The sequence below is a fragment of the uncultured Brachyspira sp. genome, assembly GCF_944393015.1.
Lineage (GTDB): Bacteria > Spirochaetota > Brachyspiria > Brachyspirales > Brachyspiraceae > Brachyspira.
On the sequence record NZ_CALXYQ010000042.1, the window covers coordinates 1 to 23,568 of the forward strand.

Annotated in this window: 18 protein-coding genes and 1 tRNA gene; 7 read left to right on the forward strand and 12 right to left on the reverse strand. The window is 27.0% G+C overall.

Features of this window, described 5'->3' with window-relative positions; genetic code table 11:
• On the reverse strand, positions 1-167 hold a 167-nt coding region (locus Q0K19_RS11870), incomplete at its 3' end, for an acyl-CoA dehydrogenase family protein (RefSeq protein ID WP_297248239.1).
• Positions 168-231: 64 nt separating this feature from the next.
• Complete coding sequence (locus Q0K19_RS11875; RefSeq protein ID WP_297248210.1) at positions 232-1,578, reverse strand: butyryl-CoA:acetate CoA-transferase; 1,347 nt, start codon at positions 1,576-1,578, stop codon at positions 232-234.
• 729 nt (positions 1,579-2,307) lie between these two features.
• Between Q0K19_RS11875 and Q0K19_RS11880 the strand changes: the two genes are divergently transcribed.
• The gene (locus Q0K19_RS11880) at positions 2,308-3,924 is read left to right on the forward strand and encodes a peptide ABC transporter substrate-binding protein (protein WP_297248212.1); all 1,617 of its coding nucleotides are present in this window, start codon (positions 2,308-2,310) and stop codon (positions 3,922-3,924) included.
• 90 nt (positions 3,925-4,014) lie between these two features.
• Positions 4,015-5,601 carry a peptide ABC transporter substrate-binding protein gene (locus Q0K19_RS11885; protein WP_297248215.1) on the forward strand — a complete coding sequence of 529 codons (1,587 nt, stop codon included), beginning with the start codon at positions 4,015-4,017 and terminating at the stop codon, positions 5,599-5,601.
• A gap of 571 nt (positions 5,602-6,172) precedes the next feature.
• Here the strand turns inward: Q0K19_RS11885 and Q0K19_RS11890 are convergent.
• The 9 genes from Q0K19_RS11890 to Q0K19_RS11930 all read right to left on the reverse strand — a co-directional run bounded on the left by Q0K19_RS11890 (position 6,173) and on the right by Q0K19_RS11930 (position 17,291).
• Positions 6,173-6,736 carry a hypothetical protein gene (locus Q0K19_RS11890; RefSeq protein ID WP_300742187.1) on the reverse strand — a complete coding sequence of 188 codons (564 nt, stop codon included), beginning with the start codon at positions 6,734-6,736 and terminating at the stop codon, positions 6,173-6,175.
• Positions 6,736-7,299 (reverse strand): elongation factor P, encoded by a 564-nt coding sequence (gene efp, locus Q0K19_RS11895; RefSeq protein ID WP_014488870.1) that lies wholly within the window; start codon positions 7,297-7,299, stop codon positions 6,736-6,738. Before efp ends, Q0K19_RS11890 begins: the two co-directional genes overlap by 1 nt.
• A gap of 82 nt (positions 7,300-7,381) precedes the next feature.
• Entirely contained in the window at positions 7,382-8,614 is a 1,233-nt protein-coding gene (clpX, locus tag Q0K19_RS11900; RefSeq protein WP_297248220.1) for an ATP-dependent Clp protease ATP-binding subunit ClpX, read from the reverse strand.
• A 173-nt stretch (positions 8,615-8,787) separates the two neighbouring features.
• A complete protein-coding gene (gene clpP / locus Q0K19_RS11905; RefSeq protein ID WP_008729298.1) occupies positions 8,788-9,369 on the reverse strand; it encodes an ATP-dependent Clp endopeptidase proteolytic subunit ClpP in 582 nt (193 codons plus the stop codon).
• Positions 9,370-9,427: 58 nt separating this feature from the next.
• Positions 9,428-10,738 (reverse strand): trigger factor, encoded by a 1,311-nt coding sequence (locus Q0K19_RS11910; RefSeq protein ID WP_297248222.1) that lies wholly within the window; start codon positions 10,736-10,738, stop codon positions 9,428-9,430.
• Between the two features lie 78 nt (positions 10,739-10,816).
• Positions 10,817-10,889: transfer RNA gene (locus tag Q0K19_RS11915), tRNA-Gly, on the reverse strand.
• A 76-nt stretch (positions 10,890-10,965) separates the two neighbouring features.
• The gene (locus Q0K19_RS11920; protein ID WP_297248224.1) at positions 10,966-11,757 is read right to left on the reverse strand and encodes a Cof-type HAD-IIB family hydrolase; all 792 of its coding nucleotides are present in this window, start codon (positions 11,755-11,757) and stop codon (positions 10,966-10,968) included.
• Positions 11,758-11,796: 39 nt separating this feature from the next.
• Complete coding sequence (locus tag Q0K19_RS11925; RefSeq protein WP_297248225.1) at positions 11,797-12,477, reverse strand: ribonuclease HII; 681 nt, start codon at positions 12,475-12,477, stop codon at positions 11,797-11,799.
• 23 nt (positions 12,478-12,500) lie between these two features.
• Positions 12,501-17,291: a hypothetical protein gene (locus Q0K19_RS11930; RefSeq protein WP_297248227.1), complete on the reverse strand. Its 4,791-nt coding sequence runs from the start codon at positions 17,289-17,291 to the stop codon at positions 12,501-12,503.
• A gap of 177 nt (positions 17,292-17,468) precedes the next feature.
• On the opposite strand from Q0K19_RS11930, the gene Q0K19_RS11935 reads away from it, so the two are divergent.
• The 4 genes from Q0K19_RS11935 (at position 17,469) to rbr (ending at position 21,278) form a co-directional block, all read left to right on the forward strand.
• Positions 17,469-18,863, forward strand: a complete 1,395-nt coding sequence (locus tag Q0K19_RS11935) for a DNA polymerase III subunit delta' (RefSeq protein ID WP_297248229.1) — start codon at positions 17,469-17,471, stop codon at positions 18,861-18,863.
• A gap of 9 nt (positions 18,864-18,872) precedes the next feature.
• Entirely contained in the window at positions 18,873-19,919 is a 1,047-nt protein-coding gene (locus tag Q0K19_RS11940; protein ID WP_297248231.1) for a hypothetical protein, read from the forward strand.
• A 181-nt stretch (positions 19,920-20,100) separates the two neighbouring features.
• Complete coding sequence (locus Q0K19_RS11945; RefSeq protein ID WP_041177461.1) at positions 20,101-20,697, forward strand: superoxide dismutase; 597 nt, start codon at positions 20,101-20,103, stop codon at positions 20,695-20,697.
• Between the two features lie 44 nt (positions 20,698-20,741).
• The gene (gene rbr, locus Q0K19_RS11950) at positions 20,742-21,278 is read left to right on the forward strand and encodes a rubrerythrin (protein WP_014488879.1); all 537 of its coding nucleotides are present in this window, start codon (positions 20,742-20,744) and stop codon (positions 21,276-21,278) included.
• Between the two features lie 94 nt (positions 21,279-21,372).
• Here rbr and Q0K19_RS11955 read toward each other — a convergent pair whose 3' ends face one another.
• A complete protein-coding gene (locus tag Q0K19_RS11955) occupies positions 21,373-22,470 on the reverse strand; it encodes a hypothetical protein (RefSeq protein WP_297248235.1) in 1,098 nt (365 codons plus the stop codon).
• A gap of 283 nt (positions 22,471-22,753) precedes the next feature.
• Between Q0K19_RS11955 and Q0K19_RS11960 the strand changes: the two genes are divergently transcribed.
• Positions 22,754-23,568, forward strand: an 815-nt coding sequence (locus Q0K19_RS11960) for an IMP dehydrogenase (protein ID WP_297248237.1), incomplete at its 3' end; no start/stop codon positions are given.

Here is a 23,568-nt window from a genome sequence, read left to right on the forward strand (position 1 = left end):
AAAGGCAAACCCATAATATCTAATCCGCCTTTACCTAATTGTTTTACAGCTTCTGTTGGGAATTTACCTGTTTGATCGTGCTCATGAGCTATTGGAGTTACAACTTCTTCAGCCCATGCTCTAATTTTGGCACGAAGTTCTTCATGCTTTTCTGTTGTTTTAAACATTTGCTTCTCCTTTAACAATATTATTTAATTAATAGTATATAAAAATGATCAACAATATTCAAATTTATTTGTTACTCTTTCTCCAAATTTTTGCTTTTTCTGCTTCTTTTATTAATCCGTCTCTCAAATCAGGATGTGCTATGGAGATTAAAGCCTCAGCTCTCTGCCAAGTAGTTAAACCTTTTAAGTTTACTTTACCATACTCTGTTACTACATAATGAGTATTAGCTCTAGTATCTGTAATTACTGTACCATTAGCAAAACTTGGAACTATTCTTGATTTTAATTGTCCGTCTTTTCCTGTTACTGTTGAAGATAAACATATAAAACTCTTACCGCCTTTAGATAAATAAGCACCTAATACAAAGTCTAATTGTCCGCCTGCACCGCTTATATGTTTGAATCCTGTTGATTCAGCACTTACTTGTCCGAATAAATCTATTTCTACGGCATTGTTTATAGACATAAAGTTATCTATAGAAGAAATTACTCTTACATCATTAGTATAATCTACAGGAGCTGATAAACATTCAGGATTATTATGTATATAATCATATAATTTCTTAGTACCAGCACCGAATGCATAAGTTTGTCTGCCTCTGTCTATATTCTTTTTAGAACCTGTAATTTTTCCTGCTAAAGATATATCAACGAAAGCATCTACATACATTTCTGTATGAACACCTAAATCTTTCAAATCAGATTCAGCTATCAATGAACCCACAGCATTAGGCATACCCCCTATACCCAATTGCAAACAAGCACCATTAGGTATTTCTTCTACTATAAGTTTAGCTACTGTTTTATCTACTTCTGTAGCTCCGCCTGCTGGCATTTCTTTTATAGGAGTGTTGCTTCCTTCTACTATCATATCTACCTGATTGATATGTACAGCTTCTCCTCCTATATTAGCAGCGCCTAAACATCTTGGCATATTTTTATTTACTTCTACTATTACGCATTTAGCTCTTTCTAACATAGCTTGCATATGTGAAGAGTTAGGTCCGAAATTAAAATAGCCGTTTTCATCCATTTCTGATACTTGGAACATAGCTACATCTATTCCTCTTGGTAACTCTCTATAATATCTAGGCATTTCTGAATAACGAATAGGATCATAGAAACAAAAACCTTTATCAACTGCTTTTCTTTCTAAACCTGACATATGCCATGAATTCCAAGTGATATGTTTTTCAGGATTCTCTATCTTAAAAATTTCAGGCTCCCACATTAATATACCGCCTCTGAAATTAAGGTCTGTTAATTCAGGCAATCTTTTTGCTAAAGCTTTATCCAAATCTATTACTGTAGCAGTAACCCAGCCGTAGTCAATCCAATCGCCAGATTTTATAACTTTAACCGCTTCATCAGCAGTTGTTAATTTTTGTTTATATAAGGCTTTGAAATCCATGAAATACCTCCAATTAATTTTTTAATAGTTATTTTAATAAACTCTAGTATAGTAAAATTAAATTCAATTGTCAATTGAATTTTGATTTACAGGCATTTTTTTTAATTTTATTTTAAAAAAAATTGTTTTATTTAATTTTTATTTAGAAACTAATATTAATAAATATTTATTATTATGAATAAAATTCATATTAAATATTAAAATATACAATATAAAAAATATTTTCTATTAAAATAATGTTATTTACACAAAATTACATAGTTCTATGCTGTTTATAGCTAAATTTCTATTGTATATACATACAATAAATATAACTTTTTAATATAAAATCATAGAATTTATCAAAATTATAAAAAGACATAAACAATTAAAACAATATAATTATACTAGGTATATGTATAATTACAGATATTAATAAAATAATAATAAATAAAATATAAAAGCTAATAAATAATCAAATTTCTAATTAATTACTTACACTGCTTTTTAATGTATTTTTTATACTATAAAATAAAAATTACAATACAATAATTTTATAATAAAAAATCATTAAAATTAACACTTAAACACATAATATAAATAACTCATATTATATACATAATAAATTATCTTTATTATACCTAACAATGAATTATATTAATACAATTATACTATATATTGAGAATTATATTGACTTTATAATAAATAGATATAATATTATCTTATTAAGAGTATTTTAGGGGGAAATTTATGAATATAAAAAAAATATTATTTATTTTTACATTGCTTATAATAATTTCCTGCAATAGAAAACATTCTATTATAGATCCAACCAGAGATATAATAATCAATATGGGAAGCGAACCTACAACTATAGATCCAACACTAAACTCTATAGGGGTAGTAGGTACTTATTTATTACATGTATTTGAAGGACTTACAAAAATAGATAAAAACAACAATATTGTTCCCGGTATAGCTGAAAAATGGGATATTTCTGATGATGGATTAATATATACTTTTTATTTAAGAACAAATGCAAAATGGTCTGATGGAAAACCTGTAAAAGTATCCGATTTTGAGTATGCTTGGAAAAGAGCTTTAGATAAAAATTTAGATTCTCCATATTCATATATGCTTGAAATAATCAAAAATGCTAAAAATATCAATTTAGGAAATATGGATATTACAAATTTAGGTGTAGAAACTATTGATGATAATACATTAAAAGTAGTACTTGAAACTCCGTCTTTATATTTCTTAGATTTTCTGGCATCTTCCGAAGTATTTTTACCTTTAAGAAAGGATATAATAGAAAAATATGGTGATAAATGGACATTAAAACCAAAAACTTATGTATGTAATGGGCAATATGTACTAAAAGAAAGAATAAAAGATGAAAAAATAGTATTTGAGGAAAATCCTTTCTACTATGATAAAAATGAAATAATAGCAAAAAGACTTACTTTCATACCAAGTTCTGATGTCTTCGATATGGTAGAGAAAATTAAGAAAAATGAATTACATTTTTCAGCATTAGAACCTTCTCCAGGTGAAATAGAATACCTTATAAAAAATGGTTATATTAAGCTAAATGAGGCTATAGGAACAATTTATTTAGAATTAAATATAACAAATAAAGCATTAAATGATAAAAGAGTAAGACAGGCTCTATCATTAGCTATAGACAGAAAATACTTGGTAGAAAATATAGTTAAAGGAGATCAAAAACCTGCGGGGGCATTTGTACCTCCAGCTGTAAAAGGCGAAAGGTTTTATTTTAGAGAAGAATCATCAAATTTTATAAATATCGATAAACATAATGAAAATATAATAAAAGCTAAAAAATTAATGACTGAAGCAGGATACCCTAATGGGGATAATTATCCTACTTTAGAGCTTAAAGTATCTCCAGGTTTATTTTATGAGGTAGGAAAAGCCATACAAAAAATGTGGAAGGATAATCTTAATATTGATGTTGAGTTAATAGAAGAAGAATTTCCAGCCACATTATTATCTCTCACAAAAAAGAAATATCAAATTGCAAGAATGGGTTGGACTGGAGATTATTATGATCCTATGACTATGCTTGATGTTATGGTTAGTTATGGAGGAGTTAATCATTCAGGTTTTTCTAATGCAAAATATGATAAACTTATAACAGAAGCTAAGACAATATACACAAACAATCATTTAAGAATGGAAAACATGAAGCAAGCTGAAGCTATATTATTGGATGAAATGCCTATTATACCCTTATACTATAGATCTGATTCTTTTATAGTATCACCTTATTTAAAAGATATTGTTTTAAATCCATTAGGAAGGCATAGATTTAATTATTGTTATATAGATTTAAATAAATAATATAATACTATTTTCAATAAATTGTATAAAAATTTGTGCTTTTTATAATTTCATACTAAAATATAAAATATTTATAAAAGGACAAAAGCGATGAAAAAATTTTTAATCTTATTAGTTATATTATCACTTTTTATATTTTCATGTTCATCTAGCAAAACTAAAGATGATTCCATAGTTGTATCTTTAGGAGGAGAAGTTGCTACTATAGATCCTCATCTTAATACTGCAAGTGCTGGTACTGTTTATATAAGACATTTCTTTGAAGGCCTTATGAAAAAGGATAAAGATGGAAAAATAGTCGGCGGAATGGCTGAAAACTATAAAATGAGTGAAGATGGAATGACTTATACATTCTATTTGAGAACTAATGCAAAATGGTCTGACGGAGTACCTGTTACTGCTGATGATTTTGTATATAGCTATAAAAGATTTGTTGATCCTAAAACTGCTGCTCCTTATGCTTCGCTTATGGCACCTGTAAAAAATGCATTAAAAATATCCAGCGGCGATGTTAATGTTGAAGAATTAGGAATAAAAAAGATTGACGATTACACTATAGAAATAACATTGGAAAATCCTACTGCATATTTTTTAGAGCTTGCTGATATGTTTGTACCTGTCAGAAAAGACATTATAGAAAAATATGGTGATGATTGGGTATCTACTCCTAAAAGTTATATAGGAAATGGACCTTATAAAATGACTGAAAGAGTCAGAGATGATAAAATAGTTATGGAAATTAATACTAACTATTATGATAAAGATTCAATAGTTGCTAAGAAAATTACAATATCAATGATATCAGATAAAAACACTGCATTAGCTGCTTTGAGAAACGGACAAATACATTTTTCTAATTTAGTACCTACTCAGGAAGTTGATAATCTTCAGAAAGAAGGTTTAATCGTTATGAATCAGGCTTATGGTACTGTATTCTTTGAAATGAACCTTACAAACGAAGCATTGAAAGATTCTAGAGTTCGCAGGGCATTAGCTCTTGCTATTGACAGAAACTATATAGTAGATTCAATAAACAAATCTGGTCAGAAACCTGCTGGTGCATTCGTTCCTCCTTTAATCAGTGATTATGAAGGAGAATTCAGAACTAAAGGCGGAGATTACATAAGCGTACAGAGCAATGATTATCAGAAAAATATAGAAGAGGCTAAAAAATTGATGGCTGAGGCTGGATATCCTAATGGTGAGAATTATCCTGTTTTAGAAGTTTTAGTAGCAAATGACGGTAATGTTGTTATGGTTGAAGCTATACAGCAAATGTGGAAGAATATTGGTGTTGATGCTGTTATAGTACCTAGAGAATGGGCTGTTATACTTCAGAGCTTCAGAGATTTAAGCTATCAAATGGTTTTAAGTGGCTGGACTGGTGATTATAATGATCCTATGACTATGCTTGAATTATATTTAAGCTATGCTCCAAGCAATCCCGGATACAATAATCCTGAATATGATCAACTTATAGAAAGCTCTAAACATATAGTTAATCCTCAGGAAAGAATGAAAGTTCTTCATGATGCTGAAAAAATACTTATGTATGATATGCCTATAATACCTATACATTACAGAGCAAATGCTTTAATGGTTTCAAAACAACTTAAAGATTATAAACTCGATCCTTTAGCTAAATACAGATTCCATTATTCATATTTAGCAAAATAATTCGAAAAAAATAAATTTATATGAAAAAGGAAGCCGGTTCTGCTGATTTCCTTTTTTTGTTAAAATCAATTACACACCCCACCCATTAGATTTAAGATCAACTTTGAATTATAAGATTTATTATATACTAAGAATTTTTAACTTTGTCAAAATTAGCTTTTATATTGTTATTATTTTCGGGGACTAGTCCCCGAACCCCTACTTCTTTTGGTGACCCAAAGAAGCAAAAAGACTGCATTTTTGACACAAATCTTGGTTTTACTTCACATTTTGAACAAAACTTAATAATATTTTATGCTATTAATAAATAAAAATTACATTCATAAATAATTCAAAATTGACAAAATATAGTTGTTTAGGTATATACTGAAACGATTTTATTTTACGACTATTACACATTATATAATTATTATCAACTTTTTTTGCCGCACAAAAAAGTTGCTGCCACAGGCACACTTTGCGAAAACGCAATTGCTAGAACTTTATATTTGAAAATACTTATTAAATAGGATATAACCTAAATTTAGACTAAAAAAGCAGCAAATATAAAGGGCCGGGAATGAAAATGAAACTATTTTTTTAAATTTCTATAGTGAGAAATAAGCATATCATAAGGATAAAGCTTAAAAGAATCATTATAAACATTCTCAAGTAAATTCTTTATTAAATTAAGTTTTTCTTGAAAAGTTTTATTTTTATCTCTTATTTTACCAAACTCTGCAAAAAATGACTTTCTAACTATTTTCATAAAAATACTTATTCTTATCATCTCATCAAAAATATACCCATTTGGAACTTTTAATTTTTTTATGATAATAAAGAAAATCGATAAAAAATAAAGTACAGAAGCTATTCTGATAAAATAGATAATTGTAAAATCAGTACCTACTTTATCAATATAGAATCCAAATAAATTATAATACTCGCCTCTAGAGTTTAAAGCCTGAATTATGAATATAGCTAGGAAATAAGGTATTAAATACAATAGCTTTTTTATAGTCATAAAAATAGATTTAGTAAATATTATATGAAGTATAAAAAAAGCTATTGCAATATATATCAAATAATTAACTTTTATAAAAAATATAGTTATCAATAAGAATAAAGCTGAAATGATGTATAGTATGTAAAGCATTATTTATTTACACGTTCAACATAGCTGTCATCTCTAGTATCAACTTTAATTTTATCGCCTATATTTATGAATAAAGGCACATTAACCTCTATACCTGTTTCAAGTTTTGCAGGCTTTAAAGTAGTACCAGTAGTATCTCCTTTAAATCCAGGTTCTGTATAAGTAACCTCTAATATTACATGAATAGGGAAACGTACTGCTGTAACTTCATCATTAATGTATTGTAAATCAACTTCACAGCTGTCTAATAGATAATATTTGCTGTCTCCTAATATATCAGCACTTACATGAACTTGTTCATAATTATCTAATATCATAAATACATAACTGTCGCCTTCTTCATAAAGGTACTGAGCTTTTTTATATGATAAATCAGCTTCTTCAACGCTTTCAGTAGAAGAAAAAGTTTTTTCTATCATATTTCCTTTAAGCATATTTTTTAATTTTGTCTTAACATTTGCCTTTCTTTGCTGTGCTCTGTGAAAATGTGCATCTACTACTAAATAAGTTTCTCCGTCTAAAATTATAGCATCGCCTTTTCTTAAATCATTTACTGGTAACATTAAAAACCCCTATATAAAATTTATTAATTTTTAGTTTGTGAATTATATTTTATTAAAGATAAAATTTCAATATTGATAATCATTAATCATCAATACCTAATTTTTCATTAACATATTTTTTATCAAGCTCAAATACTTGCTTTTCTTTAGCTTCATTAGGCATATCATACATAGCATCAAGCATAACACGCTCAAATAATGCTCTTAAACCTCTAGCACCTGTATGCTCTTCCATAGTCTTTTTAACTATAGATTTTAATGCCTCATCATCTATTTTCAATTCTATATTGTCATAAGAAAATAATTTCTGATACTGTTTAGTTAAAGAGTTCTTAGGCTCTTTTAATATTTTTAATAGCTCTTCTTCTTTAAGCTCTTCTAAAGTAGCTATAACAGGAAGCCTTCCTATAAGTTCCGGTATAAGCCCATATTTAACTAAATCCTCAGTAGCAATATTTTTCATTATCTCATCATAATTGAGATTATCCATAGAATTAACTTCAGCAGCAAATCCTAAACCTTTTTTAGAAGTTCTTTCAGCGATAGACTTTTCTATATCAATGAAAGCTCCTCCGCATATAAAAAGTATATTAGAAGTGTCTATATGCAAATTATCCTGATGAGGATGCTTTCTTCCGCCATGAGGAGGAACAGTAGCAACAGTGCCTTCAACTATTTTTAATAATGCCTGCTGAACTCCTTCACCTGATACATCTCTTGTTATAGAACGTGATTCACTTTTACGTGAAATTTTATCTATCTCATCAATATATATTATGCCTTTTTCAGCTAATTTTATATCTCCGTCAGCATTCTGTATAAGTCTTAATAGTATATTCTCAACATCATCGCCTACATAACCAGCCTCTGTTACAGTAGTGGCATCGGCAATAGCAAAAGGTACATTCAAAGCCTTAGCTAAAGTCCTTGCTAATAATGTTTTACCGCTTCCTGTAGGTCCTATCAAAAGTACATTAGACTTCTCTATTTCAACATCATTTTTATCTTCAACATTCTGTGTTATTCTCTTATAATGATTATAAACAGCTACTGACAATACTTTTTTAGCATAATCCTGCCCTACAACATATTCATCAAGTAATGCTTTAATCTGTTTAGGAGGAACTATTTTTATATCATAATCTTTTTCTTTAGATTTCTTCTTCTGCATATTCATGTTAAAATAGTCATTCGCTATGGAAGAACAATCTGAACATAAATATCCTTCATTGCCTTCAATGTATCGGCTTAATTCTTTTAATTCTCTTCCGCAAAGAGAACAAACTTCTTTCTTATCATTATTCTTTTTAGACATATCTCTCCAAATCAACCATATTGTTTTTTATAAAAATAACAATAATTAAAATTTAATTAGCATATTCTATATTATAATAAAACTATTGCAATAAAAAATTACAATAAAAAAATTAAAAGCTAATAAACTTAATAAAAAGATTATTAGCTTTATCTATTTTCAAATTGAAAAAATTATTCTCTGCTTGAAAAAACTTTATCTATGATGCCGTATTCTTTAGCTTCATCAGCACTCATAAAATAATCTCTGTCCATATCAGCTTCAAGTTTTTTGATATCTTGTCCAGTATGATTAGCCATGATATTATTAAGAATACTTTTCAAACGAATAGTTTCTTTTAATTGTATTTCCATATCAGTAACCATACCTCTAGAACCGCCTGAAGGCTGGTGAATCATTATTCTTGAATTAGCAGTAGCAAATCTTTTACCTTTAGCACCGCCTGCAAGAAGTAAAGCACCTGCTGAAGCAGCCTGTCCAACGCATAAAGTAGCAACATCAGGCTTAACATACTGCATAGTGTCATACATACCTAAAGCAGCAGTAACAACTCCTCCTGGACTATTAATGTATAAAGAAATATCTTTTTCTGGGTCAGCTGATTCCAAAAATAAAAGCTGTGCTATAACTACATTAGCAACATCATCATTAATCTCACCGCCCAAAAATATAATTCTATCTTTTAAAAGTCTGGAATATATATCGTAGGAACGTTCTCCTCTGCTTGTTTGCTCTATTACATAAGGTATAGTCATATAATTCTTCTCCATTCTATATATTACCTCTCTAGTTACCTATTATCACAATTAATTATTAATATCCGCCCCAAACATCGCTTTCTTCAGGCTTAAATTCACCTGCATCTTTCTCTGAAACATTTACATGCTCTTTTACATAATCCATTATAGCTTCAGAAGTTGCTCTAGTATGAGCGTCACGCATTATATAATTAATTATATTCTGCTGTTCTTCTTTAGGAAGTTTAGCAAGTCCCATATAACTTTGATATTGATACATTCTATTAGCATATTCTTTTGCTTTATCTTCATTTACTGTTATAGAATCTTTATAAGTTTCTGAAAGTTTAGCCATAATCATATCAAAAGTGATTTGCTTTCTTACATTTTCTTCATATTCTTTTTTGATATCTTCATCAGTTTTAGCAACAGAAATTAAGAAATCAGTTTTACTCATTCCTCTGCTGGACATAGATCTTTCAAATTCATTTAAAGAGATTTCTAATTGCTCTTCAAAATAACCTTTAGGAAGAGTAATATTAACCAACTCTATCAATTTATTAAATAATGTATCATTAATAAGTTCGCTGTTAGCTCTGTCTTCTGCTCTTTTTATTAAATGTTCTTTTAATGATTCTTTTACTTTTTGTCTGTCTTCTTCTTTAGAATCATCTTTCATATCTGGTTTTTCTACTTTTACTATATTCATTATTAAAGTAGCTTCTCTGCCGTCAACAAAAGTTTTAAGAAGTTTTTTATCATCTTTTTTTACGCCTACAGCATTTTTAGCGAATATGCTTTCATTTTCATCATCGCTAGCAACTACAGTAAGTTCTTTATCATATTTTTTATTAGCATCATCATCAAATTCTATTTTTACAAAAACTCTGTCTCCAAGTTCAGATTTTAATTCGCTTTCTTCAAAATGAGAAAATCTTTGAAGAGAAAGTTTATAAGCTGCTTCTACAACATTATCATCAACTGTATACTTATTTTTTTCTACGTTTATAGAAGCCAAATCAGGCAAGTTAAATTCAGGTATAGGATAATATTCATAATCAAGATGAAGTCCGTCATCTTTTTTGTCTAAATTAAGAAGTTTAGGAGTACCTAAAGCCTTAACATTTTTCTCATCATGATAAGTATTCCAAGCCTCTTCTATTAAAACTTCATTAGTAGCACCTTCTAAAGCTTCTCTATATCTTGAAAGTATAATATTATTAGGAGCATGACCTACTCTAAAACCTTTAACATTAACTCTAGGCTTATAATATTCTATTTGCTTTTCTAATTCTTTATCATAAGCATCTTTAGAAATAGTGATTTTCAATGTAACTAAATCTTTTTCATCTGTTGAAGTTTCAAAATTTAAATCTTTAATATCCATTTTAGCAATACCTTTAAAATTAAAAATAAAAAAAATAACCCCAATAGAAAAGAAGTTATCTATTGGGGTTTATTAATGAGCGGGAAACGGGACTCGAACCCGCGACAGTCTGCATGGCAAGCAGAAACTCTACCAACTGAGTTATTCCCGCATAGACATTGAAAGCAATATAACATTAAATAAAAAAAATGTCAATAGCATACTAACAAAAATATATTTAAACTGCATTAAAATTTCATATATTTTTTTAAAAATTTACCTACTCCGTCATCATCATTGGTTAAACATATATAATCAGCTTTTTTCTTTAATGCTTCTTCGGCATTTTCCATAGCAACTCCGATACCAGCATACTCTATCATTTCAATATCATTATAATTATCGCCGAAAGCTACTACTTCATCTCTTTTTATGCCTTTTTGATTGCATATCCATTCTAAAGCACTGCCTTTATTAATGCCAGAAGCTAATACCTCTAGAAAATTAGTATGAGAAAAACATGTATGAACATTAAAATTATTTCTTATATCATTTTGAAGCCTTTCAAGTTCTTCTCTATCACCTATGAATACCATTTTATTAAACTCAAAATCTTCAATATTTTCTAAACCTATAGCAACATCATTTATTTTTTCTTTTTCAATGTATCTTTTTAAATAAAAATCAATATCCGAAGCTATATGTATATTTTGTTTATAAACATGTAAATAAACATTATACTTATCATAGATATTTATAATAGATTTTGATGTATCAGCGTCTATAACTTTATCATATATAAAATTTCCGTCATTATCTACTATTGCAGCACCATTAAATATTATAGAATAATTATCATTAGCAAGAATATCTTTATAATGCTTTACGCTGTTTAAAGCTCTTCCTGTAGCTAATATTATTTCTATACCATTTTTCATTAGAAATTGAAAAACATCTTTATTATAATCACTTATAGCTGTATTGCTATTAAAAAAAGTACCGTCTAAATCTGTAGCTATTAATTTTATATTATTAATCATATAAATATATTATCATAAAATTTATCAAAAACAAGTATTTTATAATAATAAATCATCCTCTGTTTTTTTATAATTTGATTTTATGGGTTCAAAAGAATATCTATGCATATCGCTAGGACCATACATTTCTATATATTTCATATGAGCTTTAGTACCGTAACCCTTATTTTTTGCAACTTTATACTTCTGATAAGAATCAGGAAGCTCATTCATCATTCTATCTCTATATACTTTTGCAACTATACTGGCACATCCTATACTATATGATTTAGAATCTCCTTTAGTTATGGGGCATTGTTTTATATCAGTATCCAATTTTACCGCATCTATTAATAATATATCAGGCTTAATATTCAAATTATTAACAGCATTAACCATAGCAAGTTTTACAGCATTATAAATATTTATCTCATCTATAGTTTTTGAATCAACAGAGTAAATACTATAGCATAAAGCCTTATCTATAATTTTATCATAAAGATCTTCTCTTTTTTTGGCAGATATTTTTTTTGAATCATCTACACCTTCAACTATATTTTCTCTTATTAATTCTGCTTCATTATAAAGTTCTAACGGCATTATAACAGCAGCAACTGTAACTGGTCCAAATAAACAGCCTCTCCCTACTTCATCAATGCCGCATATATATTTATAGCCCAATGATAAATATTCTCTCTCATAAACAAATTTATCCGCTTTATTATCTAAAAACATATCCATATATTAATACATCTTCATAAAAATCATAGTAATTGATAAGCTAAAAATATCACAACTATAATTGCAAAAATAGAAATGGATAATATAGTAACATCGCTTATTTTTTTATCTAATCTTTTAATATCTTTAGCTACCTTATTATCATTAATATCTTTGCGTCTCTCATCATGATTTTTCACATACCTAACATATTCAGAATTATTTCTGATATTATTAACTTCAGATTTTCTATTTACTGAGTCAAGCAGCTGTTCATATTTTATATTATTTCTATTTAGAATATCATTTACTGCTTTTATAAACTCATCATTTTTTGCTTCCTGATTATTCAATCTTTTATTAATGATATCAGCAAACTCTTCAAAGTTAGAATTATTAGTATTATAATTATTATCTCTATTAGCGAGTTTATTAATTTCTTCTTCTAAATCTTTATAATGCTTTCTTAAATCTGATAACTCTTTAAAGTTTTTAAGATTCTGTTCTAACATTATGCTGTTATAATTAGCATTATTTTTCTCTATCTTCTCATCGATTTTTTCATCAATATTATAATCATTGTTATAATTATTCTCATCATCTAAGAATGATTCTTCTTTGCTATTATTAAAGTTTGCTATTTTGCTTTCTAATTGACTTATTAATTCATCATATTTTGAATTATTTGCCAAAATTGAATCCTCCAAATCTTTTTGGGCTTTTCTTAAACCTGATAGCTCTTTAAAGTTTTTAAGATTCTGTTCTAGCATTATGCTGTTATAATTAGCATTGTTTTTCTCTATTTTCTCATCGATTTTTTCATCAATATAATTATCATCATTATTGTAATTATTCTCATCATCTAAGAATGATTCTTCTTTACTATTATTAAAATTTGCTATTTTGCTTTCTAATTGATTTATTAATTCATCGTATTTCAAAATATTTTCATTGATGGAATCTTCTAAATCTTTATGACCTTTTCTTAAATCTGATAGTTCTTTAAAGTTTTTGAGATTCTGCTCTAGCATTATGCTGTTATAATTAGCATTATTTTTTTCTATCTTCTCATCAATTTTTTCATCTATCTTATCATCAAAACTATTAGATAGCTCTTCTTTAAGATTATTTAAATTTTCTTTCTCTTCTTCTAAAAATCTAGTTTGTTCTTCTCTTACTTCTTCCAATCGAGTATTTAAGCTGTCTATTTCTTTTTTATTTTCTTCAGAAGTAGAATCTAATTTATAATTGATGCTATTAATATTATTTAGAACTTCTTCATATTTGGCATTATTAGACAAGATAGAATCTTCTAAATCTTTATGCCCCTTTCTTAAATCTGATAGTTCTTTAAAGTTTTTAAGATTCTGTTCTAACATTATGCTATTGTAATTAGCATTATTTTTTTCTATCTTCTCATCTATTTTTTCGTCTATATTATTAGATAGCTCTTCTTTGAGATTATTTAAAGTTTCTTTCTCTTCCTCTAAGAATTTAGTTTGTTCTTCTCTTACCTCTTCTAATCGAGTATTTAAGCTGTCTATTTCTTTTTTATGCTCTTCGGAAGTAGAATCTAATTTATCATTGATACTATTAATATTATTTAGAACTTCTTCATATTTTGCATTATTAGACAAGATAGAATCTTCTAAATCTTTATGTCCTTTTCTTAAATCTGATAAATCTTTAAAGTTTTTAAGATTCTGCTCTAGCATTATGCTGTTATAATTAGCATTATTTTTTTCTATCTTCTCATCAATTTTTTCATCTATCTTATCATCAAAACTATTAGATAGCTCTTCTTTAAGATTATTTAAATTTTCTTTCTCTTCTTCTAAGAATTTAGTCTGCTCTTCTCTTATCTCTTCTAATCGAGTATTCAAGCTATCTATTTCTTTTTTATGCTCTTCGGAAGTAGAATCAAATTTATCATTGATACTATTAATATTATTTAGAACTTCTTCATATTTGGCATTATTTGACAAGATAGAATCTTCTAAATCTTTATGACCTTTTCTTAAATCTGATAGCTCTTTAAAGTTTTTGAGATTCTGCTCTAGCATTATGCTATTGTAATTAGCATTATTCTTTTCTATCTTCTCATCAATTTTTTCATCTATCTTATCATCAAAGTTATTAGATAATTCTTCTTTAAGATTAGTTAAATTCTCTTTCTCTTCTTCTAATTTAGCATTTAAGCTATCTATTTCTTTTTTATTTTCCTCTGAATAAGCAGACAACTTATTATCTATATTTTTTATTAGTTCATCATACTTAGCATTATTTTCATTTATAGAATTTCCTAAATCCTCACAGCTCTTTTTAATATCTGAAATCTCTTGAAAATTCTTTAAATTTTGCTCTACCATTAAGCTGCCATAACTAGCATTACTTCTCTCTATTTTCTCATTTACAATATTAGAGAATTCCTCTTTAAGATTATTTAAAGTTTCTTTCTCTTCTTCTAAAAATTTAGTTTGTTCTTCTTTTGCCTCTTCCAATTTGTTATTTAAGCTATCTATTTCTTTTTTATTTTCTTCTGAATAAGAAGATAATTTATCATCTATATTTTTTATTAGCTCATCATATTTTGAATTATTTTCATTTACTGAAGCGTAAACTGTATTAGAAATATTTTCTTTTATGCTATTTTCTAAATCTTTATAATTCTTTCTTAAATCTGATATCTCTTTAAAATTTTTGAGATTCTGTTCTAACATTATGCTATTATAATTAGCATTGTTCTTTTCTATCTTCTCATCGATTTTTTCATCTATCTTATTATCAATATTATTAGATAACTCTTCTTTAAGATTATTTAAAGTTTCTTTTTCTTCTTCTAATCTAGTATTCAAACCTTCTATTTCTTTTTTATTCTCCTCTGAATAAGAAGATAATTTATCATCTATATTTTTTATTAGCTCATCATATTTTGAATTGTTTTCATTTACTGAAGCATAAACCGTATTAGAAATATTTTCCTTTATGCTATTTTCTAAATCTTTATAATTCTTTCTTAAATCTGATATTTCTTTAAAATTCTTGAGATTTTGTTCTAGCATTATGCTGTTATAATTAGCATTATTTTTTTCTATCTTCTCATCAATTTTTTCGTCAATATTATTAGATAGTTCTTCTTTGAGATTATTAAAGCTTTCTTTTCCTTCCTCTAAAAATTTAGTTTGTTCTTCTCTAGATTCTTCAAATTTACTCTTTAAACTTTCTAGCTCTCTTCTGTATTTCAATGAATTATCTGATAATTTATTATTAATATCATTTATTAAATCATCATATTTTAAACTATTTATACTTAATGTATTATCTATTCTCTCTACAACATCTTTTAAATCTGAATGATCTTTCTTTAAATTATCTATCTCATTATAATTTTTTAAATTCTGATCCAGCATCAATGTACTGAATTGATTTTCTGCTGTGGAAAGTTTTTCATCATATATGGATTTATATCTTTCCATCTGTTCATTAATGTCTTTTATATCAATTAGTATATCTTCATAATTTTTCTTTAAATTGCTTTTTTCTTCTTCAAAAAATTTGACATTATCTTCTTTTGATTCTTCTAATCTAGCATTTAAGTCATCTATTTCTTTTTTGTATTCTTCTGAATAAGTATTTAATTTATTATTGATATTATTTATAGCTTCATCATACTTCAAATTATTTTCATTGATAGAAGAGCTTACTATACTAGAAACATTTTCTTTTATATTTTCTTCCAAGTCTTTTTGACTCTTTCTCAAATTAGATATATCTTTGAAATTTTTAAGATTCTGTTCCAACATTATGCTGTTATAATTAGCATTGTTTTTTTCTATTTTTTCGTCTATCTTATCATCAAAACTATTAGATAATTCCTCTTTGAGATTATCCAATTTTTCCTCTTCTAAGAATTTAGAATGCTCCTCTTTATATTCTTCTAATATATTATTTATAGTTTCTATTTCTTTTTTGTATTCTTCTGAATTAGTATCTAATTTATTATTGATATTATTTATAGCTTCATCATATTTTAAATTATTTTCATTGATAGAAGCAGTAACTATATTAGAAACATTTTCTTTTATATTTTCTTCCAAATCTTTTTGACTCTTTCTCAAACTAGATATATCTTTGAAATTTTTAAGATTCTGTTCCAACATTATGCTGTTATAATTAGCATTGTTTTTTTCTATCTTTTCATCAATTTTTTCTTCGATGTTATTAGATAATTCTTCTTTTAAGTTATTAAAATGTTCTATCTCTTCTTCTAAGAATTTAGAATGCTCTTCTTTGTATTCTTCTAATTTGGAATTTAAAATTTTTATATCTTTTTCATACTCTTCTGAATGAGTATCTAATTTATCATTGATATTATTAATATTATTTACAATATCATCATACTTTGTATTATTTTCAGTTATAGAATTTTCTAAATCTTTCTGATTCTTTCTCAAATTAGAAATATCTTTAAAATTCTTAAGATTCTGTTCTAACATTATGCTGTTGTAATTAGCATTGTTTTTTTCTATCTTCTCATCGATTTTTTCGTCTATCTTATCATCAAAACTATTAGACAATTGTTCTTTTAATTCATTGATAAGTTCATCATATTTTGAATTATCTTTATTTATGGTTTCCGCTGCAGATTTTAAAAACTCTTCATTTTGTAAAATTTCCTTGATAAGATTTTCTTTTTCCTCATCTGTTATTTTCTCATCAGATAAAATACTTTCAACATCTTTTTCTAACTTATCTAGTCTTTCAGAAATATTTACAATTTTATTATCATTATTTTCACTTAAATCTTTTTTTGTTATATCATCATTTGCAGCCATTAAATATTCCTCGTTATTATATTGTTATGCTCTAATATAAAAATTAAAACTCAACAGTAAAATATCGTCATCATTATACTTATAATTTAAAAGCTAAAAATTATTGTTGATATAATTTTATTTATGCTTTATACATGTATCCGTAAAAAATATTATCATACTAATAGAGGTTTAATATTGGCTAAGGTATTAGGACAAACAACCCCGCTGAAAATAATGGCAGGAATATATAAAAGCGGCAGACTTCATCATGCCTATCTTTTTTATGGAGATGAAGGTATTGGAAAATTTGAAAGTGCTTTAAACTATGCTAAAGCTATATGCTGCGAGAGAGGAAACGGAACTTACTGCGATGAATGCAAATCCTGCAAAATGATAGATCAGTACAAACACCCTGATGTTATAGTAGCAGGCACAGATGAAAGATTTAGAAATGCTGAGCTTTATTTTAATCAATATTTAGAATATAAAATGCCTCATTTGTTTAATAATTTTTATTCTGCATGCCGTTCTATACTGTATAAAGTTGAATCTATGCTTTTCGATAGTTACGATAATTACCCTACAAGCGAACCAAAAGAATATATGCTTGGAAGTAAAAAAGAAACTTCAAGATACGCTCTTATAGAACCTTATTATTTGGCTGTTAATTATACTTTAAATGAGTTAAATGCAGATAATGTTGAGTTTATAGATTCAATATTCAGAAATAAATCTAAAGAAGCCTTAAATATAGCTAAAAATAAAGGCGGCAAGAAAAAAATTTCTATAGAAGGTGATTTCTTCACTGCCTTAAAAAAAATACATTATAATATAATACATACGGTAATTCCGCTTGATACGGTAAGAAATATTATAGAATTAACGTACAGAAAGCCGAGAATATCAAATAAGAGAATTATTATCATAGAAGGTATAGAATTAATGGATAAGAGGGCTCCCAATATCTTTTTGAGAACTTTAGAAGAACCCTCTGACAATAATATATTTATTCTAATAACTTCAGATACTAATAAATTGGTGCAAGATGGTATGAAACCTCTAAGATCGCGCATGATGGAATTAAAATTTTCACCTTTATCAGAAAATACTTTAAGATCCATATTAATGAAGAGATTGAGGCTAAATGAAGAAAAAACAGCCCTTGCACTAGAAAATTCTTATGGAAGTGTAGCTAAAGCAGTAAAATATGTACTTGACAAAAAATCAAATACAAGCGATAATATATACAAAGTATTATTATCTTTTATGGACGCTGCTTTAAATAACAATCCGTCTCAAATAGCCTCACTTGCCACATTATTAAGTGACGGAGATTATGAGATAGCTGATGCTTTTAGAGAAATGATTAATATTTTAAAAAAGTCTTTAGAAGATAAGTATCTTGAAATAGAAAATAGAGATTATATACTGCCTAGTTCTATTTCAGATGAAAGTATTGTATGGACTATTGATGAATTAGATTCTACAATCAATACCCTAATTAATACAAATACTCAACCTAAAATGCTGCTCTATAAAACTTTAGGCAACATTTATACTTGGTTACACAATTATAATAAAAACATATAGGAGTTATACATGAAAAAACTATTTCTTGTATTAAGCGTAATGATTCTAGCGTTAAGCCCAGTATACGCTCAGGACGAAACTACAGCAGATACTACTGCTACTGAAACAACAGAAACTACTGCTGCAACTACAACTGAAAATCAAGAAGCTACAGGAACTAATACTGTAAATGAAATAACATCTTTTGGTCCTTCTTTCACTGATTTAAGAAATACTGATGATGTTGCTCTTGACAAAGAATACAATCTTCTTCAAACTAATCTTACAAAAATGAGAGAAGATTATTTATTCAGAGTACTTTATAAAGCTAATAAAATATTAGAGCGTTATACTAATGTTAATTTCACTGATACTAATGAAATGTTCTATAATGCTGTTTATTATTATGATTTAGTAGCTAACCCATTAGCTAATGATAATAATATAGATATAGCTCTTCAAGAATTAGATAAATCTTTCAAACTTTATAATGATATAAAGCCTATTTACGAAATACTTGGAAAAACTAATGAATTAAAACAAGCAGATTATGAATTAAATCTTTATGCTGGTATTTTTAATCTATTTAAAGGTACTGCTGGATATTATGCAAAAAGCAGATTCCATTTAATGAATGCTTTAAACAATGAATTAACAGGTGCTAATGATACTCAAAGATTGATTATGTTAAACACTTACTTAGCAGGTGTTAACTATAACTTAGCTACTATCAATCAAAACAGCGATGTAAGTAAAGTTTATTTCTTAAATGAAATGTTTAATAACCTTTGGGATTTGACTACTTTAAAAACAGCTGATGAAAATATTAAAACTGCTAAATATAAATTGTTAATAACTAAATACCATAAAGTTTTATATACTACTTCTGAAAGATTTAGAACTACTTATGCTAAATACTATGATGAATTAGGATTTACTTATGGTCAAACAGAAGATGAAATATTAAGCAGAGAAAAAATGCCAGTTTTCAGAGATTATGAGAATGAAGCAGCTGATCCAGCTACTACTACAGAAACAGAAACTACTACTACAGAAACTACTGACGCTGCTAACTAATTAAAAAATAAAAATAAAAAATTATTAAAGGCATACCATTTTTGGTGTGCCTTTATTTATTAATAGTAATTTTTACTAATAAAAGTTTTTTATTATTTAATAAATGCTTGACATTAATTTAAAATAGGTTATTATTTATGAATAATAAAATAAAATAAAATAAAATGAAGGAGTAAAATGTATGTTTGATCTAATGAAATTACCTTACGGAAAAGAAGATTTAGCACCATATATGTCTTCTAACACATTGGATTTCCATCATGGAAAACACTTAAATACTTATGTAACTACACTTAATGATTTAGTAGCTAAGGATTCAGCTTTACAAGGAAAAAGCATTGAAGAATTAATCACTTTATCTCATAACAATGCTGATAAACAAGCTGTATTTAACAATGCTGGTCAAGTTTATAACCATGAAGAATTCTTTAAAATGCTTAAAAAAGATGTTGCTATACCTGCTGAAGTAAAATCAAAAATTGAAGCAGATTTCGGTTCTTTTGATGCTTTCAAAGAAGCTTTCACTACTGGCGGTAAAACTCAATTCGGTTCTGGATGGGTTTGGCTTGTTATGAATAATGGAAAATTAGAAGTTAGAAAATATGCTAATGCTATGAACCCTGTTGCTGACAAAGTACATGGTGTTTTAACTTGCGACGTTTGGGAACATGCTTACTATTTAGATTATCAAAACAGAAGACCTGATTTCTTAACTACTTTTGTTGATCATTTAGTAAATTGGGACTATGTTGCTGAAAGAATTAAACTTGCTAAATAATATAGTTTAACTAATTATTTATATATTTTTTTAGGAGAATTAAAATGAAGGATTTAAAAGGTACAAAAACAGAAAAAAACTTAAATGAAGCTTTTGCTGGCGAATCTATGGCTAGAAACAAATATACTTATTTTGCTAGCGTAGCAAGAAATGAAGGTTATGAGCAAATCGCTGCTATTTTCCTTGAAACAGCTGAAAATGAAAGAGAACATGCTAAAGTACATTTCAAATATCTTAATGGTATAGGTGATACTCTTCAAAACTTACAAGCTGCTTGGGAAGGTGAAAACGAAGAATACGAAAATATGTACCCAAGAATGGCTAAAGAAGCTACTGAAGAAGGTTTCGATGAAATAGCTCGTTCTATGAAATTAATCGGTGATGTTGAAAAAGAACACAGAGAAAGATATGCTAAATTAAGAGAAGCTGTAAAAAGCGGAAGCGTTTTCAAAAAAGCTACTAAAGTTCAATGGAAATGCAGAAACTGCGGTTTCATCGTTGAAAGCGAAGAAGCTCCTGAACTTTGCCCAGTTTGTAAACATGCTAAAAAATTCTTCGAAGTTAGAGTTGAAAACTTCTAATTTTAGAATTTACGTTTCTTAAAAATAAAAAGAGGGGGAAATTATTTTCCCTCTCTTTTCTTTTTTAAATAATTTTAAATAATTAAATATATTATCAAGCTATTAATTTTATGTTATTAGATACAAAAGAAGAAAATATATCAAAAATTATAGGATCCACTTTTACTTCTTTATCCAAATAATTATCACTAATGAATACTAAAGCATCATCATTATTAAGCGAACTATTATTAGAATAAGTTATTCTATCAAATAAATCTATTATCTCTAAAACTTTTGAATGAAAATATGATACACTGTTTAATTTTAAAGTATCATTATAATCAAAACTAATAATGTAATTAGGGGCAAAAAGTGTATTTGAATTAAGTATAGTATTATAATAATTCAAAAATACTCCGTTTCCATATCCGTAATATTCATTATGAAGCCCTACTGTTAATGATATATCATAATTATATTTTACAAAATGCTTTAAATATGAATAGCATTTTGATGTATTATAATCTTTGTTATAATTATTAAATAAATTTGATATATCATGCCAAAATGCTGCTATAGCAATATTAACTAACTCATTAAATAAAATATCTCTTAAACCATTCTTGTATACATGCTCTAATCTTGTAATTTTTTTACTAATATTAAATTTTCTTAGTACATTTTTATAATAATTAGAATATCTCTTTTTAAATTTCTTTCTTATATCAGATACAATATTATTATTTATGCTGTTATTATAATACTTCATAAATCTTACAGTTATAATAAATACTCTGCTAGTATGAGATATACTGTCATTATCAATAAACTTATTAGTATAATGAGAAGTTATCTGATCATCATCTAGTTTATATAGCAACTTCACCATTATCTTTAAAGCATAATCTATAACATCTTTAGAGCGTTTTATACCGCTTACAAATGATGTATCTTTATTTTTTATGCCCTTCATAGCCATAATCAAATCAATTCTTGCTATAATAGAAAGTTTTATCAAGATATCGTATATACTCTCTAATTCTTTTTCGCTTATAGAATCTTTTTTAGCATTTATGATTTTTATTTCTCTGATCAAAGAAGATAGTATATGATTTCTTTTTACATTAGAAAAATCATTAAAATCACCATGTTTAAAATACATTTTATATACATCAAATAAGTTATTATCTTTTATTGCTGTCATAGTCATAATTTACCTCCTGCATACTTAGTAAACTTTCTTTACAATTACAGTATAATATATTATTATATTTTTGTAAATATATTTTACTTAAAAAATACAAAAATGCTTAAAATTTTACAATATAATTACAATTATAATAAACATTTAATACATTTGAATATTTTTAAATAAAATATTCATGAAAAAAATAAAAAATCATTGCAATTATAGCATTTTTACTATAAAATCTTTTATCAAAATATCTATATTATTCAAATCTATATCTAATTAAAAAAGAGGAAAAATAATTATGCCTATTAATATTAAAGAAGCATTAACCTTTGATGATGTATTATTAGTACCAAAAGAATCAGATATTCTTCCTAAAGATGTAACTTTAAGAAGAAAATTAACAAAAAAAGTAACATTAAACACACCATTAATAAGTTCTCCAATGGACACTGTAACAGAATCTAAAATGGCAATAGCTATGGCATTATGCGGAGGATTAGGGGTTATACATAAAAACATGCCTTTAGAACAGCAGGTTAAAGAAGTAGAAATAGTAAAAAGTTTTAAGGATATAGAAAACAAAGAAAAGGCTACTTTATCAGAAGATGGTTCTTTAATAGCTGCAGCTGCTATAGGCATATCTGATGACAGATATGAGAGAATAGAAAAACTTATAGAAGCAAAAGTAGATTTAATAGTAATAGACACAGCACATGGACATTCAAAAAATGTACTTACTGCTATAAAAGAAATTAAAGATAAATATACTCAAGTTGAAGTAATAGCAGGCAACATTGCTACTGCAGACGGAGCTAAGGCTTTGATTGATGCCGGAGTAGATGCTATAAAAATAGGAATAGGTGCCGGTTCTATTTGTACAACAAGAATAATTGCTGGTGTTGGTGTTCCTCAGCTTACTGCTATACATGATGCTTCTGAAATTGCTAAAAAATATAATGTAGGAGCTATTGCTGACGGCGGTATAAAATATTCAGGAGATATAGTTAAAGCATTTGCTATAGGAGCTGATGCTGTTATGGCTGGAGGACTTTTCTCTTCTACTTATGAAGCTCCTGGTGATGTTATTATAATAGACGGTAAAAAATATAAACC

Bases quoted from the DNA above. Each gene is read 5' to 3' on its own strand.
- Q0K19_RS11875 (WP_297248210.1), bottom strand. From the start codon at position 1,578: ATGGATTTCAAAGCCTTATATAAACAAAAATTAACAACTGCTGATGAA.
- Q0K19_RS11880 (WP_297248212.1), top strand. From the start codon at position 2,308: ATGAATATAAAAAAAATATTATTTATTTTTACATTGCTTATAATAATT.
- Q0K19_RS11885 (WP_297248215.1), top strand. From the start codon at position 4,015: ATGAAAAAATTTTTAATCTTATTAGTTATATTATCACTTTTTATATTT.
- Q0K19_RS11890 (WP_300742187.1), bottom strand. From the start codon at position 6,736: ATGCTTTACATACTATACATCATTTCAGCTTTATTCTTATTGATAACT.
- efp (WP_014488870.1), bottom strand. From the start codon at position 7,299: ATGTTACCAGTAAATGATTTAAGAAAAGGCGATGCTATAATTTTAGAC.
- clpX (WP_297248220.1), bottom strand. From the start codon at position 8,614: ATGTCTAAAAAGAATAATGATAAGAAAGAAGTTTGTTCTCTTTGCGGA.
- clpP (WP_008729298.1), bottom strand. From the start codon at position 9,369: ATGACTATACCTTATGTAATAGAGCAAACAAGCAGAGGAGAACGTTCC.
- Q0K19_RS11910 (WP_297248222.1), bottom strand. From the start codon at position 10,738: ATGGATATTAAAGATTTAAATTTTGAAACTTCAACAGATGAAAAAGAT.
- Q0K19_RS11920 (WP_297248224.1), bottom strand. From the start codon at position 11,757: ATGATTAATAATATAAAATTAATAGCTACAGATTTAGACGGTACTTTT.
- Q0K19_RS11925 (WP_297248225.1), bottom strand. From the start codon at position 12,477: ATGGATATGTTTTTAGATAATAAAGCGGATAAATTTGTTTATGAGAGA.
- Q0K19_RS11930 (WP_297248227.1), bottom strand. From the start codon at position 17,291: ATGGCTGCAAATGATGATATAACAAAAAAAGATTTAAGTGAAAATAAT.
- Q0K19_RS11940 (WP_297248231.1), top strand. From the start codon at position 18,873: ATGAAAAAACTATTTCTTGTATTAAGCGTAATGATTCTAGCGTTAAGC.
- Q0K19_RS11945 (WP_041177461.1), top strand. From the start codon at position 20,101: ATGTTTGATCTAATGAAATTACCTTACGGAAAAGAAGATTTAGCACCA.
- rbr (WP_014488879.1), top strand. From the start codon at position 20,742: ATGAAGGATTTAAAAGGTACAAAAACAGAAAAAAACTTAAATGAAGCT.
- Q0K19_RS11955 (WP_297248235.1), bottom strand. From the start codon at position 22,470: ATGACTATGACAGCAATAAAAGATAATAACTTATTTGATGTATATAAA.